This window comes from Natrinema zhouii (assembly GCF_013456555.2).
Classification (GTDB): domain Archaea; phylum Halobacteriota; class Halobacteria; order Halobacteriales; family Natrialbaceae; genus Natrinema; species Natrinema zhouii.
Genome location: NZ_CP084884.1, coordinates 14155 through 30817 on the forward strand (window position 1 = coordinate 14155; position 16663 = coordinate 30817).

General features: G+C 54.3%; 16 protein-coding genes and 4 pseudogenes. 8 read left to right on the forward strand and 12 right to left on the reverse strand.

The window, feature by feature from the left end:
* Positions 1 to 46: 46 nt before the first annotated feature.
* Positions 47 to 766 carry an FkbM family methyltransferase gene (locus HYG81_RS42450; protein WP_226778416.1) on the reverse strand — a complete coding sequence of 240 codons (720 nt, stop codon included), beginning with the start codon at positions 764 to 766 and terminating at the stop codon, positions 47 to 49.
* A 134-nt stretch (positions 767 to 900) separates the two neighbouring features.
* Positions 901 to 1116 carry a hypothetical protein gene (locus tag HYG81_RS42455; protein WP_138246919.1) on the reverse strand — a complete coding sequence of 72 codons (216 nt, stop codon included), beginning with the start codon at positions 1114 to 1116 and terminating at the stop codon, positions 901 to 903.
* 272 nt (positions 1117 to 1388) lie between these two features.
* On the opposite strand from HYG81_RS42455, the gene HYG81_RS42460 reads away from it, so the two are divergent.
* The 3 genes from HYG81_RS42460 (at position 1389) to HYG81_RS42470 (ending at position 3614) form a co-directional block, all read left to right on the forward strand.
* A complete protein-coding gene (locus HYG81_RS42460; protein WP_226778417.1) occupies positions 1389 to 1664 on the forward strand; it encodes a PadR family transcriptional regulator in 276 nt (91 codons plus the stop codon).
* Between the two features lie 92 nt (positions 1665 to 1756).
* The gene (locus HYG81_RS42465; RefSeq protein ID WP_226778418.1) at positions 1757 to 2062 is read left to right on the forward strand and encodes a hypothetical protein; all 306 of its coding nucleotides are present in this window, start codon (positions 1757 to 1759) and stop codon (positions 2060 to 2062) included.
* A 334-nt stretch (positions 2063 to 2396) separates the two neighbouring features.
* Positions 2397 to 3614, forward strand: a complete 1218-nt coding sequence (locus HYG81_RS42470; RefSeq protein WP_226778687.1) for an IS4 family transposase — start codon at positions 2397 to 2399, stop codon at positions 3612 to 3614.
* A 57-nt stretch (positions 3615 to 3671) separates the two neighbouring features.
* On the opposite strand, the gene HYG81_RS46130 is transcribed toward HYG81_RS42470, so the two are convergent.
* Together HYG81_RS46130 and HYG81_RS42475 are read right to left on the reverse strand one after the other, a co-directional pair.
* Positions 3672 to 3884 (reverse strand): avidin-fold protein, encoded by a 213-nt coding sequence (locus HYG81_RS46130; protein WP_486641990.1) that lies wholly within the window; start codon positions 3882 to 3884, stop codon positions 3672 to 3674.
* Positions 3879 to 4070, reverse strand: a pseudogene (locus HYG81_RS42475) (IS6 family transposase); the annotation flags it as partial. The pseudogene HYG81_RS42475 and the gene HYG81_RS46130, both read right to left, overlap by 6 nt.
* A gap of 366 nt (positions 4071 to 4436) precedes the next feature.
* Here HYG81_RS42475 and HYG81_RS42480 point away from each other — a divergent pair.
* Positions 4437 to 6527, forward strand: coding sequence for an NPCBM/NEW2 domain-containing protein (locus HYG81_RS42480; protein WP_226778419.1), 2091 nt, complete (start codon positions 4437 to 4439; stop codon positions 6525 to 6527).
* A gap of 609 nt (positions 6528 to 7136) precedes the next feature.
* Here the strand turns inward: HYG81_RS42480 and HYG81_RS42485 are convergent.
* The gene (locus tag HYG81_RS42485) at positions 7137 to 7580 is read right to left on the reverse strand and encodes a hypothetical protein (RefSeq protein WP_226778420.1); all 444 of its coding nucleotides are present in this window, start codon (positions 7578 to 7580) and stop codon (positions 7137 to 7139) included.
* Positions 7581 to 7583: 3 nt separating this feature from the next.
* Complete coding sequence (locus HYG81_RS42490) at positions 7584 to 8087, reverse strand: DUF7342 family protein (protein WP_226778421.1); 504 nt, start codon at positions 8085 to 8087, stop codon at positions 7584 to 7586.
* Positions 8088 to 8606: 519 nt separating this feature from the next.
* Here HYG81_RS42490 and HYG81_RS42495 point away from each other — a divergent pair.
* Positions 8607 to 9083: a cupin domain-containing protein gene (locus tag HYG81_RS42495; RefSeq protein ID WP_226778422.1), complete on the forward strand. Its 477-nt coding sequence runs from the start codon at positions 8607 to 8609 to the stop codon at positions 9081 to 9083.
* A 304-nt stretch (positions 9084 to 9387) separates the two neighbouring features.
* On the opposite strand, the gene HYG81_RS42500 is transcribed toward HYG81_RS42495, so the two are convergent.
* The 3 genes and pseudogenes from HYG81_RS42500 to HYG81_RS42510 form a co-directional block, all read right to left on the reverse strand.
* On the reverse strand, positions 9388 to 10290 hold the full coding sequence (locus tag HYG81_RS42500) for a VOC family protein (RefSeq protein ID WP_226778423.1): 903 nt from the start codon (positions 10288 to 10290) through the stop codon (positions 9388 to 9390).
* A 103-nt stretch (positions 10291 to 10393) separates the two neighbouring features.
* Positions 10394 to 10777 (reverse strand): MarR family winged helix-turn-helix transcriptional regulator, encoded by a 384-nt coding sequence (locus HYG81_RS42505; protein ID WP_226778424.1) that lies wholly within the window; start codon positions 10775 to 10777, stop codon positions 10394 to 10396.
* Between the two features lie 327 nt (positions 10778 to 11104).
* Positions 11105 to 11566: pseudogene (locus HYG81_RS42510) on the reverse strand (pyridoxal-phosphate dependent enzyme); the annotation flags it as partial.
* Between the two features lie 48 nt (positions 11567 to 11614).
* On the opposite strand from HYG81_RS42510, the gene HYG81_RS42515 reads away from it, so the two are divergent.
* The 3 genes from HYG81_RS42515 (at position 11615) to HYG81_RS42525 (ending at position 14793) form a co-directional block, all read left to right on the forward strand.
* Positions 11615 to 12712, forward strand: a complete 1098-nt coding sequence (locus tag HYG81_RS42515) for an IS630 family transposase (RefSeq protein ID WP_226778425.1) — start codon at positions 11615 to 11617, stop codon at positions 12710 to 12712.
* An 816-nt stretch (positions 12713 to 13528) separates the two neighbouring features.
* Positions 13529 to 14416, forward strand: a complete 888-nt coding sequence (locus HYG81_RS42520; protein ID WP_226778426.1) for a ParA family protein — start codon at positions 13529 to 13531, stop codon at positions 14414 to 14416.
* A complete protein-coding gene (locus HYG81_RS42525; protein ID WP_226778427.1) occupies positions 14413 to 14793 on the forward strand; it encodes a DUF7970 domain-containing protein in 381 nt (126 codons plus the stop codon). The genes HYG81_RS42520 and HYG81_RS42525 overlap by 4 nt, the downstream gene beginning before the upstream one ends.
* A gap of 32 nt (positions 14794 to 14825) precedes the next feature.
* Here HYG81_RS42525 and HYG81_RS42530 read toward each other — a convergent pair whose 3' ends face one another.
* From HYG81_RS42530 to HYG81_RS42540, 3 genes and pseudogenes are all read right to left on the reverse strand, one after another.
* A complete protein-coding gene (locus HYG81_RS42530; RefSeq protein WP_226778428.1) occupies positions 14826 to 14984 on the reverse strand; it encodes a hypothetical protein in 159 nt (52 codons plus the stop codon).
* 253 nt (positions 14985 to 15237) lie between these two features.
* Positions 15238 to 15747 (reverse strand): annotated as a pseudogene (locus HYG81_RS42535) (IS6 family transposase); the annotation flags it as partial.
* A 211-nt stretch (positions 15748 to 15958) separates the two neighbouring features.
* Positions 15959 to 16543, reverse strand: a pseudogene (locus HYG81_RS42540) (IS6 family transposase); the annotation flags it as partial.
* Between the last annotated feature and the right edge of the window lie 120 nt (positions 16544 to 16663).

The following is a 16663-nucleotide window of genomic DNA, read 5'->3' on the forward strand; positions in this document are numbered from 1 at the left end:
GCAGATATCACGACTGCACCAAGCGCCCGCACTCATCCTCTGACAGTTATCCGGATTGACTTGACTTCTTGGCCTTGAGGAAGTTATCGCGGAGGTATTCCAACTCGTCGAACCCATAACTTCTTAGAAGATCCTCGACTTCGTGCTTACTACTTCCAAGACGTTCTAATGGCTGGTCGTGGGTTACAAGGTATGCCAGCCGCGTCGTTAGCGACGAGAAGGTCATTGAACCGCCACGGAGCAGATTGATTTCTTCGCCCACGATGTCCGACATGATAACGGTTGGCGATGGGACACCATCATCTTTGATGATGCTATCGAGCGTTCGAACGGGTGTTTCTATCCCCTGCCCCGAATGGCGAACTTCGCCCATCCCACCTGGCGTATCGTGTTGAGTATCGAACGCTATCGCCCCATCTGAATTTGAGATAGCACAATCCATAACGAGGGCGTCAATCTCATTTAACTCAAGGTTCGTCTCTAGACTCCTCCGTGTCTGGGGGTGAGGCTCGAAACAGACGATATCTATCTCAGGGTGCCTTCGACCGATTACACAGCTGTTGATGCCAATATGAGCACCAATATCGAAGAAGACATCGTCCCCGTGCATTTCGGAAAACATGTCCTCAAACATCTCATCATAGATTCCGACATCGTCGGGAAGAAATCGGCGTTCTCTTTCTGACGCCACACGAAACTGCACGTCGACACCGCTGATCGTAGTCTGTACGGGTTCATCGGACGGCTGCTCTTCATCTCGGTCCATGATTGTGATAAGCAGATCTTAGAGGATACGCAAAATAACAATACAGCTTTGACACCATTACATGATAACTTCGTACCTGTAGTTATCGCTCAGTACAGGTAAAGAAGTGAACAGTATATTCAAAAATGATAGCGTCACGAATCCGGTTCGAGAGCCTGAACGCTTACCGAGATAAAGTAGACGAACATGAACAAGAAGAATCCGACAATGAGCGGAATGAGCCGCTGATCAATGACGGCGAGTTCCAATATTGCCGATACAGCGATCCCGCTTATGAAAACCAGTATCACGAACCCACCAACCGCATAGTAGAACCGGAGATCAGATTCAAAGTAGCTTTGAATTCCCATTACGCTCTGTTGGCGACCGGAAACGAAAAGTACAGCGAAGTTCGCACAGTCTGCAAGTGTAATGAATGTATAATTCACTCCAGGTTCGGCGAAAAGAACATCATACGGATCATTCGATGACACCCTCGAACCGGCCTCTGCTGCAGCTTTCACCGTTTGAATGAGTATAAGAATACATTCAACAGGGCACAACATTCTACTTTCACAGCGCGGAGACATCCAATTCTCCGTGAAAAGAAGTCAAATGCAGCATCGTTGAATACTCTCGTAATATGGATGACCTCACCGGCTTCCAACGAGACCTCCTGTACGTGATCGCAGGTGCCGACCGCCCGTCCGGCCAAGATGTCAAGGAGGAGATAGAGAAATACTATGAGAGCGAAATCAATCACGGCCGACTGTACCCAAACCTCGATACGCTTGTCAACAAGGAGTTAGTCGAGAAGGGCGAACTCGATCGACGGACGAACTATTACGTGATTAGCGACGCAGGAGAGCAAGCGATCCAGGATAGACGAGAGTGGGAAGATCAGTACGTCGAGTTGTAGTGCATCCATATTCGTTCGTTCGAGAGCGTTGGAAATTCCGACCGTTTTGCTAATGAGAAGGCTTATACTGGCAAAGTTGAGTCTCCCACTGTATGCCAAGTGAGACTACGATGACAAATATCGTTACAGTAATCGGTCGTGGAGTGCCATCCAACTACGAAATTAGCGTCGATGGTGATATCGAACCAGTTGAGGCTGACTCGCTCGAGGAGACTACAGTGGTCTCGGAACATGCTGTCGAGGGGACGATCGAAACTGGCGTCCATCGGTTCCAGTTTTCTGGGGAGCTAGCGAATGTCCATGTTCTCGATTGGAACGGAACTCCAGCATCTGAATCACCGAGCACACCGGAAGTCCACATCGATTACGGCGTCCCCGGCCGAAAGAACAACGGCTAGACTGCCAACGCGATCTCGGTTCACTAAATTTCTACAATCGCGGTCGTGGATCAGCTGTTATCGTTGGCTTCGAACTCGAACTGGTCGTCTTCAGCGACAGCGTTGAGAACGAGACTCGTATTTGACTGGTTGATGTCTGGATTGATGGATTGCCAGCCTACCGAGGCATGGAGCACGATCACCGGTACGTTGTCCACAACGAGGATATGTCTCCGAAGACATCCGTCTTTAGTTAGGAGACGAATCGCGTGACAGCGGTGGCTTATCGAGGTATGTTTGCGGAAGGAACGAGGAGGCGGCAAGTGTGCAACAAGACGCCTCCTCATCTCGAATTATGCGTCGGCTCACTACACTGTTTCCCTCCGAGTTCCTCGAAGAGCACGCCGAGGAACTCGGCGTGGTCGAACGCGACCGCAAGCTCCAGATTCCTGCCTTCGTCTGGGCATTCGTGTTCGGCTTCGCCGCAGGCGAGAGCCGAACACTCACTGGGTTCAGACGGAGCTACAACGCTACAGCGGATGAAACGATCTCTCCTGGCGGATTCTATCAGCGACTGACGCCCTCGCTCGCGGAGTATCTCCGCGACCTCGTCGAGGTCGCGCTCGACGAGGTCGCTGTCCCGGATACAGTTGATGCAGATTTCGACCGGTTCCGTGACGTGATGGTCGCTGACGGGACGATCCTGCGGTTACATCGGTTTCTCGCTGATGCGTACGAACCACGGAAAGGGGAGCAGGGTGGAGCGCGGCTCCACCTGCTCCACAACGTCACCGATCAGACGATCGACCGGTTCAGCGTCACTGACGAAAAAGCACACGACGGCACAGAGTTTGACACAGGTCCGTGGCTCAAAGACCGGTTAGTACTGTTCGATCAAGCGTACTTCAAGTACCGCCGTTTCGCACTGATCGACGAGAATGACGGCTACTTCGTGAGTCGGCTCAAATCAAACGTGAATCCGGAGATAACCGGAGAATTACGGGAATGGCGTGGCGACGCCATTCCCTTGGAGGGTGAGAAGATCCACGACGTGGTTGATGACCTCTATCGGCAGTATATCGATGTTGAGGTCGAAGCAGAATTCCAGCGCAGAGAGTATACAGGGACGCAGTCGTGGGACACGAAGACGTTCCGTGTCGTCGGCATCCGCAACGAGGACGCCGACGACTATCATCTATATATCACGAATCTCCCGCGAGAAGAGTTCTTACCAGCAGATCTAGCGACGATCTACCGCTGCAGATGGGAGGTTGAGTTGTTATTCCGCGAACTCAAGACACAATACTCGTTGGACGAGTTTACCACGAGCAAGAAGCACGTCGTTGAGATACTGCTGTACGCGGCGTTGCTGTCACTGCTGGTTAGCCGTGATCTGTTGGATCTGGTCACCGAGCAGGCAGATGATGAGCTCGTGTTCCCACCAGAACGCTGGGCGGCGACCTTCCGGTCGCACGCCCAGCTCATCCTTCACGAACTCGGTGAATACCTCGGCTACTCTCCGCCACCGTTGCTGGAACGGTTGATCGACGACGCTCAAAAGATACACCAATAACGACCGATACTCCAAGAGAGGCTCGCTACCGCTACACAATCGAGGACTGGGGCCTAACTAAAGACCAATGGTTGCGGTTTCATTATCCGTATTTATTTGGGTGTATCTGATGTCCCATTGTTCCCCATCGAACGTCCCAACCAAGTGCCTATCTACAATATCGCCACCAGAGTAGTTTGCATAGATTCGTTCGCCGGCCTGTTCAAAATGGAAGACGGTATCTGCTCCCACTTCCCCGTCTTCGTCGTTCGCAACGCCAGCATTTTCGATGTGATTTCGCTCGCTATCGTTGAGCTGACCGCTCAGCTTCCGACGAGCAAGACCAGTCAGATAGCCGCCAGCACCGACGAGAAACTCCGTTTCGCTGATATCATGTTTCTCCTCAAGCCGAGAGAGGAAGGCTGCCGTGGGGTCGGTCCCGTGGCGGCCGAAGACGTCGATTTCGAGCAGAGTTTTGACACGATGACATTCGATCGCTGGGATTTCCATTCGATCAGAGACTAGGGAAGTGGTTGTGGCCCCCATCGCCAGAAGATCCCCTCGCCGTTCGTCCAGCGGTCGACTGAAAATACACGAGAAATGATCAATCAGTAGAGAGAATGTTGCAGATATATTAACCGCCATACAAACACTTATTGCCAATTATAATTTATGTCACAAAGTACCATGAATCGTACACGCAGGGAATACTTAGCCGGTACAGTAAGCGCAGCGGGAATGATTACCGTAACCCCGACAGGACAGGCGCGAGTACACCCTGGAGAGGGACCACCGGAGGATACTCCGCCAGGAGAAACGCCATCCAGAAGAGGTGAGAGCGTTATGAACCTTGAGGCGGACCCGATCGAAACGGTCGGTGTTGGCATTATTGGGCTCGGAAATCGCGGACCCGGGATAACAGAAACAGTGGCCAAGATCAACGAAAATGCGATGCCCAATTGCGAGATAAACGCCGTCTGTGATGTCGTGGAGGACCGTGTGCAAGAGATGGCCTCCACGCTGCAGGAGGACTACGGAATGGACCCCGCCACGTACTCGGCCGGGGTTTCAGAAGACGAGTGGGAGGACGATGAATCGTTTAGAGAAGACGATCTCGACAAAATGGTCGATAGTGGGTGGAAACAACTAGTGGAACGCAATGATATCGACTTGGTATATATCTTCACGCACCACCGCTCACACGCTGAAATGTGCGTGTATGCAATGGACAAAGGAAAGCATGTAGCGGTCGCGGTTCCTGCTGCGACAACCATCAAGGAGTGCTGGGATCTGGTTCAGGCGTCCGAGCGGAATCAGGTGCATTGCGTGCAGAATGAAAACTACAATTACAGGGAAGAAGAATTGTGGGTATTGAACATGGTGCAGGAGGGCGTCTTTGATGAGATAACTTTTGCGAGAGGTGGATATATTCATAATCTAGTGGGCACCTATTTCATGGGCGCCTATGGCCCGCCGATCAACTGGCGATCGCGAATGCACATGGAGGAGAAAGGCGATACCTATCCTACCCACGGTGTCGGTCCCATTGCATGGTACTTGGAACTCTTGCGTGGTGACCGTATGGAGTCCCTCGTCGCACAGGAGAGTCCCGAAGCCGCCCTTAGCGAATATGCGCAGAACGAATTGGGGCCGGGCGACGAGTTCTATGGTCAGACTGACTGGGCAAACGGTGACACGACCAGATCACTAATCAAGACGAACAAAGGGTTACACATTGAGGAGCAGTTGGATGTGAAAACGACCCGCACAACCTCTGGGCTTTCCCACAACACCCTCGCCGGGACAGGCGGATTTCACGAAAGCACGACGCACCATGGGAGCAGTTTATCCATAGGCAACGAAGGACACAACGTCTTGGATGACGAAACGTATGATGAGTATCGGGATGAGTATGAACATCCTGTTTGGGAAAGCCTAGGCAAACAGGCCGAAGGATACGGCCATGGAGGAGGCGATTACATAATGGTCTATCGGCTCATCGATGCGCTGAACAAGGGTCGGCCGGTCGATCAAAACGTGTACGATGCGGTCCACTGGTCCGCTATCCGGCCACTTTCTCGCATCTCTATCAATCACGGGAGTAGGCCCGTCAAATTCCCCAGTTTCACCCGTGAGGATTGGGAGAAGAATCGAGAATTACCGATCAACAAATACACTGAAAAAGGGCTGGAACTCTCCACCGATGTGAAGTTCGTTACCGGCGGCGAGACGTTCGAGCTAACCGCTACTTTCACCAACGACGATCGGACCGTCGTCGAGGACGTTCAGTTGGACTTTGACGCTCCGAGCGGCTGGGACGCGATGTCGACGACCGAGACGTCGCTCGACGAAGTCGCGGTCGACGAGTCAGTCACGGTCGCGTGGGAGGTGACGGCTCCGCCCGAACCGGATAGCGATGACACGATCGAGGTGACGGCGGCCTACGTACGAGAGGGGACCACTATCGAAATCTCGAATCGTCCGTCAGTATCCGTCCCGCCGGCGCCGCCGACAGGCGACACCTATCTCAGTGATCACGAGTGGACCACGGCGACTATCGGCTGGGGCTCGATCGGCCTCGACGAGAGCGTCGACGGGAACACACTCTCGATCGGGGGTGAAACCTACGAGAAGGGAATCGGTATCCACGCCGAGTCGGAAATAGTCTACTACCTCAATGGCAACGTATCGCAGTTCGTCACCGACGTCGGGATCGATGACGAAGTTGGAGACGAAGGAAACGTCAAATTCCGCGTGCTCGGCGACGATGAGGTCCTCATCGAGACGGATGTTCTCACGGGAGAAGACAGCGCCGTCTCGCTTGACGTCGACATCTCGGGCGTCGACGTCCTTGAGTTGGTCGTCACGGAAGGGACCGACGGTACCGTCGACTACGACCACGCCAACTGGGCCGACGCTCGAGTGTTCAAGTAATCCGGAGCGATGACGGAGAGCGAACGAAGGAACCGCTCGCTCTGATAGCTTTTTTAAGACGGTTTCCGAGCAATCCGACCGTATACAGGACGCAGTTCGACCAGACGGACCCGTTCTGCCTGAACTCGCCGTCCGGGCCGTCGAGGTGGTAGAACTGGTACTCGATTCCGTCCTCCGTGACCGCATTGATGTCTTGACCGACAGAATCCCAGATCCATCTGCCGTGTTGAATAGATTCTGAGTCACAGTTAAAGTTGCTCTGTTGAATAGAGGTACGGTGTCGGGGTGGGTGTGTTCTGGCCACGAATCAGCGGTTGAAGAGTAAAATCTCAGAAACCAATCTTCATTCTTGCTACCAGGTCAGAAAAATACGATACCGATGACCACTAAACGAATCATCTCTGCGGTAGTTTTCTTCTCCTCTCGGGGTTCAGAAAAGCTATTCAACAGGGCATCCCCTCTCAATCCCACCACAACTGGATTTCCAAGATACAGTTGTCACCCTCTATTTGTCTGAGTGATAAGACACACTCGTTCAACGATGAAGGAGCACTCTCTGCAGCCGTACCGGCAGCCTGCCAATAAGAAGCTTATTAACCTGACTTGGCCTCATGTCTCCCTCACTAAGTTCGGAATTCGCCTTTCGAACAATTGGTCGAGAGCGGTCCAGAGTATTTCTGTTGGAACTTTCTTTTCAAAGTTCGAACGCTCGTGCTGGCTGCTCTCAGCATCCGGCTTCTCGTATTGGAAATGGACTGGCCCCAACTCGGGATGGTCCTCATCACGGTGCCAGCCGCAATTGAACCCCGTATTTGGGTCGGCATAGTGGATCCGGTAGAACTGCTCATTCTGAGTGAACCGCCATTCGACGTCCAACCTCGGTTGTTCTGGACCAGTCGGTGGGATGACGCGGTCGGGATCGATCTGTGCTCGGAGGAACTTTTTGACGAGGCTGTCCGGTTCATATGAAACAGTTGTGACAACAGGGTGGCGCTGCAGGACGTCTCTGAGTCCCTTATAGACCGAGCTATCGATTGTTCCTGAAAGGCCCATTTGTCACGCAGAAATTGTATCGCGTTTTGTGGCCCAGTCGTACTCATTGAGTGCAGCGCGAATGACTGGCAGACGATCTTCAAGATGTTCCCACTCGCTGGCAATCTCGCGACGTTGTGCCATCTCATCACTGTCGTCGAGATCAGCGATGCTCGCTCGGAGTTCGCCTGGCGTCTCGACGTCGTACGAGACCTTCCAATCTGTGATTTTGGTTCGCATTGACTCGAGAGCGGTAGTGAGTTCCTCTCGATCGTGTTCCCGCTGGAGTGCCGCAACCTCACGATATGTGGCCATCAGCTGGTCGATGCCATAGAGGGTCTGCTCTCCCTGTTCGATTTCTCGGAGAACGTTGTCCTCGGCAAGTTGCTCGAGGTATTTCTGTGCGGTTTTCACCGAGACCTCTGTCTCGTCAGCAATCCACTGTGCAGTACGGGGTGTCCGGAGGGTTCGTGCTGCAGCACGAACGCGTTCCCCCCGCGTCATCGATGGTTGGTTGTGATCAGGCATGCTCGTGTCTACGAGCCGCTAGGACATATATCCAAGGTACTGGAAATATATTTCTTCGCGTTGTGAGAACTTGGGTTGGCGCTACAAAATAGACAGTGCTTCTCAATTAACCAACACAGTAGGTTGTATGTTGGTTAACTTGGTGCAGAAATCCAGATCTCGACGTTCACTAGCCAGACAACTCACCGAATTCAAGCTACTACACCGGACAGATAACCAAGGAGACGGCTCTGTTGAAATCCTTAGAACATGATAGCTTTGGACCCTCTACGGTAAGTACAGGCGAAGGCGTTACCGCGACGTGCATCTGCGAACGAAGTGAGCAGTTCACCGCCGGAGCGGGCAAAGCCCGCGGAGGCGGCCTTTTTAACGTAGATTTTTGCGCCGAGAGGTTCCGAACGAAGTGAGGAATCCCGAGGCGGAAAAAGGTACGTAGACACGTGTACTGAATAGTGAACCAGCCCAAACCGATCGAGGGTGACACGAAATTATACGTAATTGATGTGAGTGACAGATGGTATGGACAAGATCAACGAATCGACCGTCGACTGGAAAGAGTACGATCGAGAGCAAACGACGTTCCGGCGGAAGGAACTCTCCAACGCCGTCGACGCCTCGGACCTCGGCTGTAGCCTCTACGAACTCCCGCCCGGGATGCGGTCGTGGCCCTACCACTATCACACGGCCAACGAGGAGGCGATCTACGTGCTGGCAGGCGAGGGACAACTGAAGACGGAGGACGGCCTCGAGCCCCTGACGGCCGGTGACTACGCAACCTTTCCCGCCGACGAGTCGGGCGGCCATCGGGTCGTCAACGACGGCGACGACACGCTCCGGTATCTTGCGATGTCGACGATGAACGGGCCGGATATCACAGTCTACCCGGAGATGAACAAGTTCGGCGTCTTCGTCGGCTCGCCGCCGGGCGGTCGCGACGACCGGTCGCTCGAGGGCTACTACCGCATCGACGACGAGACGGAGTACTGGGACGGGTAGCGATTCGGAAGCGCAGGAGTGGAATCAAATCCCGTTCGGTATACGCTACTTACATGCGATCGGTACGCAACTCTGACGCGCCGGCACTGAGCCGAGACGACGGACTCGTTTCCCACATTCTGCACTCCCAGCGGGATGCGTCAGAGACGGACCTGTCGATCACCTGGGTCGACGTTGAGCCGGGTGCGCGGCAAGTCCGCACGTGTAGTGAGCGTGCGTTTCACGCTAAAATACATATGAAGAATAGGATTTCAACAGAGCCAAAGAGACCGTTGTGCTCGGATTCTCGGTGGAGCTGGTGGACCTACCCGATAGATGCCTCCTCCAGCATCTGGATATCGATTTTCCGCATCTGAAGCATCGCCTTCATGGCTCGGCCCGCTTTTTCGGCGTCCTCGTCACGCAAGAGTTCGGGCAGGACCGCTGGGACGATCTGCCAGGACACGCCGTACTTGTCCGTGAGCCAGGCGCACTGCCCCTCCTCCCCGCCGTCCGCCGTGAGTGCGTCCCAGTAGTAGTCGACCTCCGCCTGATCAGCGCAGTCCACGATGAACGAAATCGACTCGTTGAAGGTGAAGTCGTGTTCCTGGGCGCTGTCCATCGTCGCGAAGTGTTGACCGGCGAGCGTGAAGTCGGCGAACATGACCGTCCCCTCCTCATCTGGCGCCTGGTCAGGGCCGTAGCGGGCGATGTCGTTGACGTCCGCGTCGTCAAACACTGACGTGTAGTACGCCATCGCCTCCTCGGCCTGACCGCACCGCTCACCGACGAACATCAGCGATGGGACGATTTTCCGCTCCGGAATGGTGTTGTCGTGAATCAACTGCCATGATACGCTGTATTCGTCTTTTGTCCAGCCGTACCGGTCGCTGAAGGGGTAGGAATCGAGGGGCATCAGCGTCTCGCCCTCCTTCGCCAGTTCCGTCCAAAGCTCGTCTACCGCCGCTGTCGTGGGACAGTTGACGATGAACGAGATTGCCGGAGTGAACTCGAACTGGGGGCCGCCGTTGAGTGCGACGAACGACTGGCCCTCTAGCTCGAAGTCGATTGTCAGGACGCTCCCCTCTGGTTGGCCCGACGCTTCCGCTGACGCCTCGTCATACCGGCTGGTGGGTCCGATCGACGAGTCGTCGAATATGCTTGTGTACCGGTTCACCGCATCCTCTGCGTTGCCGTCGAACCATAGGTTCGGGGTGATCTTCTGCATGAGGTCACCTTCCCCCAGGTACTGACGATGTAATCCGTGACGGACCTGTTCTCGGTTCAATTTGACGGTTAATTGTCGGCATTGTCGTGCTCCTATTGTGGCTTCACTCCGTCGCCAGTCCATTCATCTGCTCGTCCACCTCGTCTTGGGCTTCCTTCCAGGCAGGGTAGGCGCTCTCGATCTTCTTGCGACCGTCCGGCGTCAACTTCAGACAGCGCTTTCTCGCGTCGTCCGCTTCGGCGTCGGTGACCCATCCCTCGTCTTCCAGTCGATTGGCGCTCCGGGTAAGCGTCGTCCGTTCAAGACCGAGGAGGTTAGCGAGTTCTCCTAGCGGTGTCGGGCCCTTGAGGGCCAGTGCGGCGAGCACGGAGAACTGCGTCGACTGCAGCCCATGGGTTCGAAGTTTCTCGTCGTAGAGTCGAGTGACTTCGCGTGCACGGCGGCGTGCGGCCAGGCAGTGACAGTTCTTGGTGGCAGAGAGATCCACAGCTACTATACGAGGTACGTGTATATACACCTATTTGCGAGCCAGCGTACTCTCTTTGAATCCTCACTGTTATAGCATGATTTGAGATAGGATTTATCACAAGATGTCATAGAACGATCTATATGGGGTTCTTTTCGCCCCATTCGGATTGAACTACCCGTTCACTATACCTGCGAACTGAACGCCAGAGTAATTGTCAGGTAGCACGGGGGTTCATCGAGTTGTGCTGAATACACAGCGTGTATCAGTTACAGGCCAGCTCTATCCTTGTTCTTGTTCATTACAGGAAAGCAGTTGAAGAAACGCTTTAATTGTTATTCTGTCAAGCTAGGCTTTCAACCCATGCCCTGTGAGCGGCATCACGACATCCGCATCTGGCTCAAGAGTTCCCTGTTCTTGGTATTCCTGCAGTGCCGCAGGAGCAATCGCCGATGTCGGTTCCACGTAGAATCCGTTCGCATGGAGCCGGTCTAGTTCGGGTTGCACTGCATCCTCAGTGATCGCAATCGCATCACCGTCCGTCTCAGCAATCGCATCGAGTAGTTGCTGTTTTCGCGTCGGCTCCTGTATCTGAATCCCATCTGCGACATCGTTCTTACCTGCAGGGACAGCGTGGAGTTCGCTCGCAATCGGCGCGTATCCCGCCGCTTGTGCACCAAGAAGACGTGGCACCGAATCGGTCCATCCTGCTTCAGATAGCGCTTTGAACCCCCGGTACACCCCGAGGAAGAGTGTCCCATGGCCAAGTGGCATCACAACCGCATCAGGAATGTTCCAGTCGCGTTGAAGTGTAGTACGTGAGAGAAGTTTTGGGGCTGGAGGGAGATAATCGACACAGTGAGCGGCGATCGTCGAAAGGACGTTGTTCGCCATCTTTCTGATGAAGAGCTTGATCAACTCCTGGCCGAGGCGGACGATCCGAAGGTCGTCCGCCGTCTTACCTTCGTAAAGAATCTCTATGAAGGCGACACGCTTGAGGAGGCAGCAAACCGGGTTGGGAAGTCTGAATCGACCGGGAGTCGGTGGGGTCGCCGGTGGAATGAGGGCGGTCTCGGTCAACTGACGCCGAACTTCGGGGACGGACGTCCCCCGAAGCTCGGCGAAGATGAACAGGAAGAGCTTCTCGAACTCCTGCGTGAGGGCCAACCATGGAAACAACAGGAAATACAGTATCTCCTCAACGAGGAATTCGACGTTGAGTATCATCCAGATTATCTGAGCACGTTCCTCCGTGAACTCGGGCTTTCGTACTCAATTCCACGGACAAAGCGCCCGTCACGGCCTGATAACGCTGAAGAGATCCTCGACGAGCGCCTTGATGAGGCGCTCGACGAGGACGACAACCAGCCTCACAACAAACACGAAGCCGACGAAGCCGGTGGCTGGGAACTTGACGACGACATTTGTACAGATGGCGGGACTGTTGTTGGATTCTTCGACGCGTCACATCCCCAACCGTGGGATAATTCGCGTCGGATGTGGTACGTCGATAACCCACATATCGAGCGACCGCTGGTTCGAATCGATGAACCAGCGGTCGGCTTCTATGCACTCAACGGCGAGAGCGTTGTTTCGTTTCCCGAAGATCAGACAAAAGAACGAATTTGCGAGTGTCTCGAAGCAATCCGCGAGCAGAATCCCGGCAAGCGGATTCTGCTCGTCTTGGACAATCTCTTCTCACACACGTGCGAGTATACGCGCAAGCGAGCGTCCCAGCTCGGTATCGATTTCGTGTTCTTACCGGTTGGATCGCCGGATCTCAACCCGATTGAATCGGTTTTGAAGAGTCTGAAGTGGGAAATTTCACCGTTAATCGTCGAGAGCGCGGAGGAGTTCCGCGCTCTCGTCAGTACTGTCTTCGAAAAAGTGACTGACCGTGTGAGCTTCGCTGGAAACTGGATCAAGCAGTTCCTTGACTTGCAAAAGTTATCTTGAGTACTAGGAATGACGCGACGGATGGATATAGGGATGTGATCTTGTTGAGTTCAACGCCAACAGAAATTGGTGGGTGTGCTTGTCACTACAATGGCTATGGGTCGCTAGTCAAAAGACAGCGCTGGTCGTCGCGTCTGCCGGTCGCTCGGAGGTTGCACTGTTGCCCCTGTGAGGCTGACCGTCACGGTGGCGGCCGATCCTCTGCCATCGAGTCTCGTGTCGAATACGGGATACCGTCCTCTCTGCACCTGTAGCGTATGATCGAAAGCAGTACGCAGTTATACCAGAGATCGTGATCTCCGAACGTAGAGGCCCCACTGGCGATGACCTCGTCGCAGCCCCAAGAACCAATCCCGATATCGTCCGAAAGGGATAGTTTCTACATCCGGGAGAAAACTGAATGGATCGATACGACCCTTTCACAGGGCAAACAAGTCCATCTCATATTCTCGAGATGAGTCGTATCAGGCTGTTCGTAGCAGACGATGCAACGCCTTTGCTGCCCGCTCCCGTAGCCATGATCGCCGGATCCAACCGGCTGCTAAATACCAGCTTCAACTGGGACGGCTCTGCCGCCTGTAACTCCTACATCCACTCGAGTAGCGACGCCAGACCCCGAACCTAACTCACCTTCCGAATCTCCAATAGGTGAAATAGGTGGGATAGCTACCGCACCTACTATACCTGAGCTACCTATTATAGTTGTAAGAGGTAGAACTAAGTAGACTAATCAGAATGTGTTATCTGTCCGCTGAAACAGACGTTCATGGTACAATAGGTACCTATTGAAGATTGCAGCGGGCGGAGTTACACAACATGGCAGCTACGAACGGTCCACGAGCAGTGAGCGTTGTTATTCTCAAAGGCGGCGTCGGAAAGAGTACGACCTCGATGAATCTCGCTCGGCAGCTCGCCGAGCGCGGTGACGTACTATTTGCGGACTTGGATCCGAACGGCCACGCGACGAACGGTCTCGGTTTCGAGGACGCCTATCAGAGCGATGTAAATCTCGGCGACGTAATTCTCGAGGGCAACGCAACACCGGCAGACCTCATTCAACAGACCGAGTACGGTTTCGACCTACTCCCATCGTCGAACACGCTCGAGGACGTTGAAAAGGACCTCGCTGGAGCGATGCAAGGATCCGCGCGGGTCAAATCGAAGATCGTGGATCCGCTCCTCGGCGATGAGTACGATTTCATCATCTTCGACTGTCCGGCGTATCCGGGGATGCTCAATAACAATGCGCTCGTCGCGACGGGCAACGTTGTAATCCCGATTGAACCGGGCTCGAGTGCGATCGGCGGCTACAAGCGCACGATGGAACGACTCATCGAACCCGCGCGGGAGTACATCGACGTCGACGTACTCGCAGTCGTGCCGAACAAACTCTCGGATCGAATCGACCAACAGACCGAAGACCGCGAGCTACTCGAGAACCTGAATACGGCCAGCTACGAAGTCAATCCCAGCCAGCCACTCCGAGACGCGGTGCCGAACTTCGCTCGGATCACGGCCGATGAGTTCGACCAAATCGACGCCGGAACGATCGACTCGCCGACGCCGGGAATCCGACACCGGGCGGCACTCTCCCGCTCGCTCCAGCAGAATCAGCCGTTGCAGGATTATGACCCGGAGAGTGACCAAATCCCGTACTACGAAGAACTCGCCGCTATCGTCGCAAACGGAGGGGTTGAACGATGAGTAATCCGTTCGACGATCTCGAAAGTGACGAGGGCGCCGACGATGAATCCGAGTCCGATGTGACGCCGGTACGCGAGGAACCCGCCGTGGCTAAGCCGGATCCTGAACCAATTCAAGAGGAACCGATCGAGACGGATCCGGCCGACGCTGGCCCGGCGTTCGAATACAGCGAGGTGCGACAGAAACCGATCTATGCCCGTGGCGAGACGTGGGACGAGTTCGAAAAGACGTTTCGGACCACGATTGCTCCGCAACTCGCAGAGTCGGGCGTCGTTGACGAAGAAACCCGCGAGGCTCACGACGCACTATTGAAGCTCGCTATCGAGCAACCCGAACGCGTAGCTGAGATCATGCTCGAGGCCCGCCGACAGTCCTAACTGACGCTATTCTTCGTCGTCGTTCGATTCCGCTACTGCTCGTTCAACTCGTCCAGCAGGCGTATCCGGCCAGTCCTCCCGCTGGTACTCCCTGCGTGTTCGGTATTCACGTGCTCGAGCAACTCGGCGGCCCCGCCCGCGGTGTAGCCACAGTCGGGGGACGGACAGCCGTAGGTACGGACGTTGGTCATTGGGGCGTGCTACGGTCGCGAGAGTGAAAGGGAACGCGACCGGTGATCGGCGAGTAGCAGCGACCAACAGTTCTGAACACCCGAACAGCGCCGGGCGATCACCGACTACGTCGACGAACGCGCTCGAGCAGCGAGTAAAATTCAGCTCCGACAGTTGATGGAGAAGCGCTGTCGATCGGTTGGTCGATCTGTGTTTCCATCATCCAGACCTAACAACCTCACATCTAATTTAAATACTCGAAACGGGACAGTTTTCGATGAGGTTCTTGTCAGTATAGTTGACCCGACCGCTCAATCCAACTCGGGAAAGGGCAGTCCGATAGCCAAATTGATCAACGAGAAACTCAGCCTCGGTGAGATCGTGTTTCTCACGGAGTTTCTGCAGAAACGCAGCCGCCGGATCAGTACCATGTCGACTAAACAACGCAACGTCGAGAATCACCTTTGTCTCGATGTCTATTGCAGCATATAGCCAAGACCACTCGCCGTTGATCTTGACAGCGGTTTCGTCGACAGCGACCCGCGACGGCGAAGCCGTCGGCGGGTCACATCCGCTGTCAGCAAGCCGGTGCATCCAGCTCCAAATTGCTCCGTGAGAGCGCTCAACGCCTAATTCAGTGAGAATCGTTGTTGTCTCCCGAAGCGAACAACCGGTCTGATGAAGGCGGACGGCGAACGCCCTAACGGGCGTCGCCGTCCGCTCATTCTCCCAAGATTCTTCTAAATCCCTCTCGTAGCTCTCGCTGAGCAGGTCTGCGAGCATCCTAACCAATTTACTCAACGACCTGCTCGTTTCTCAAACTGGCTCAACTAGACAGTGCCCGTGTGTCGGACAGCGATAAGTCCTACTACGGTTCGGCGCTGCAAGTGACAACCGAGTTGGCTTCTCTCCTTGCGCTGCCAACCGGTAATCGGCGGACAGCGCCTACTTCTGTTCCAATACGAACGACGGGATTCCTCGCAAGCATACGATTATTGTGCCAGACAGCGAAGGCTTGGAACCACGATTCTGCGGTTGATGGTTGTACGTGGCTGAAACAGTTTGCGAACGAAGATGTGCGCCTTTTTATCTCTCGGAAGACACGTTCAACAGCGTTCCGTTTTCCCTAGTTTTCGTATCGAAATCGGAGCCCGCGTCGGCGGAGTGCTGTTTGAAGATGGTGTGCTCTATTGACGAGAAACACTGCGTCGTTGATGTCGTGTTTCTCAGTCAGTTCTCGTAGAAAGATTTCGGTCAATATGGTTGTAGTCGTCGAAAACAGCCGTGTATGGAGAATTCTGTTCGTTTCGGGATCGACTGCGGCGTACAGCCAATATTGCTGATCGTCGATTCGAATCACGGTCTCGTCAAGTGCAACGCGATTCGGATTTGCACCAGCTGCCGGCTGTAGATTGGCTTTCTGTACCCAATCGTGAACAGCCTTACGTGATCGCTCGACACCGAACTTCTCGAGTTCTCGAATGGTATTCGAAAGCGACAATCCAGCAAGATGGAGTCGAATACGGAGTTCCATCAGCAGATGCGGTGTCCGTTCTCGCTCCACAAAGCTCAAATCGATCTAGTCGCTACAACCGTTGAGGCGTTCGATTTTTGCCATAGACCAGCACAAAATCGTACCGCCTCACTTTTCACGCTTAACTACTTGACTTCGCACGTTATATCGTTAGAGCCCGTATAG

Bases quoted from the DNA above. Each gene is read 5' to 3' on its own strand.
- HYG81_RS42450 (WP_226778416.1), bottom strand. From the start codon at position 766: ATGGACCGAGATGAAGAGCAGCCGTCCGATGAACCCGTACAGACTACG.
- HYG81_RS42455 (WP_138246919.1), bottom strand. From the start codon at position 1,116: ATGGGAATTCAAAGCTACTTTGAATCTGATCTCCGGTTCTACTATGCG.
- HYG81_RS42460 (WP_226778417.1), top strand. From the start codon at position 1,389: ATGGATGACCTCACCGGCTTCCAACGAGACCTCCTGTACGTGATCGCA.
- HYG81_RS42465 (WP_226778418.1), top strand. From the start codon at position 1,757: ATGCCAAGTGAGACTACGATGACAAATATCGTTACAGTAATCGGTCGT.
- HYG81_RS42470 (WP_226778687.1), top strand. From the start codon at position 2,397: ATGCGTCGGCTCACTACACTGTTTCCCTCCGAGTTCCTCGAAGAGCAC.
- HYG81_RS42480 (WP_226778419.1), top strand. From the start codon at position 4,437: ATGAACCTTGAGGCGGACCCGATCGAAACGGTCGGTGTTGGCATTATT.
- HYG81_RS42485 (WP_226778420.1), bottom strand. From the start codon at position 7,580: ATGGGCCTTTCAGGAACAATCGATAGCTCGGTCTATAAGGGACTCAGA.
- HYG81_RS42490 (WP_226778421.1), bottom strand. From the start codon at position 8,087: ATGCCTGATCACAACCAACCATCGATGACGCGGGGGGAACGCGTTCGT.
- HYG81_RS42495 (WP_226778422.1), top strand. From the start codon at position 8,607: ATGGACAAGATCAACGAATCGACCGTCGACTGGAAAGAGTACGATCGA.
- HYG81_RS42500 (WP_226778423.1), bottom strand. From the start codon at position 10,290: ATGCAGAAGATCACCCCGAACCTATGGTTCGACGGCAACGCAGAGGAT.
- HYG81_RS42520 (WP_226778426.1), top strand. From the start codon at position 13,529: ATGGCAGCTACGAACGGTCCACGAGCAGTGAGCGTTGTTATTCTCAAA.
- HYG81_RS42525 (WP_226778427.1), top strand. From the start codon at position 14,413: ATGAGTAATCCGTTCGACGATCTCGAAAGTGACGAGGGCGCCGACGAT.
- HYG81_RS42530 (WP_226778428.1), bottom strand. From the start codon at position 14,984: ATGACCAACGTCCGTACCTACGGCTGTCCGTCCCCCGACTGTGGCTAC.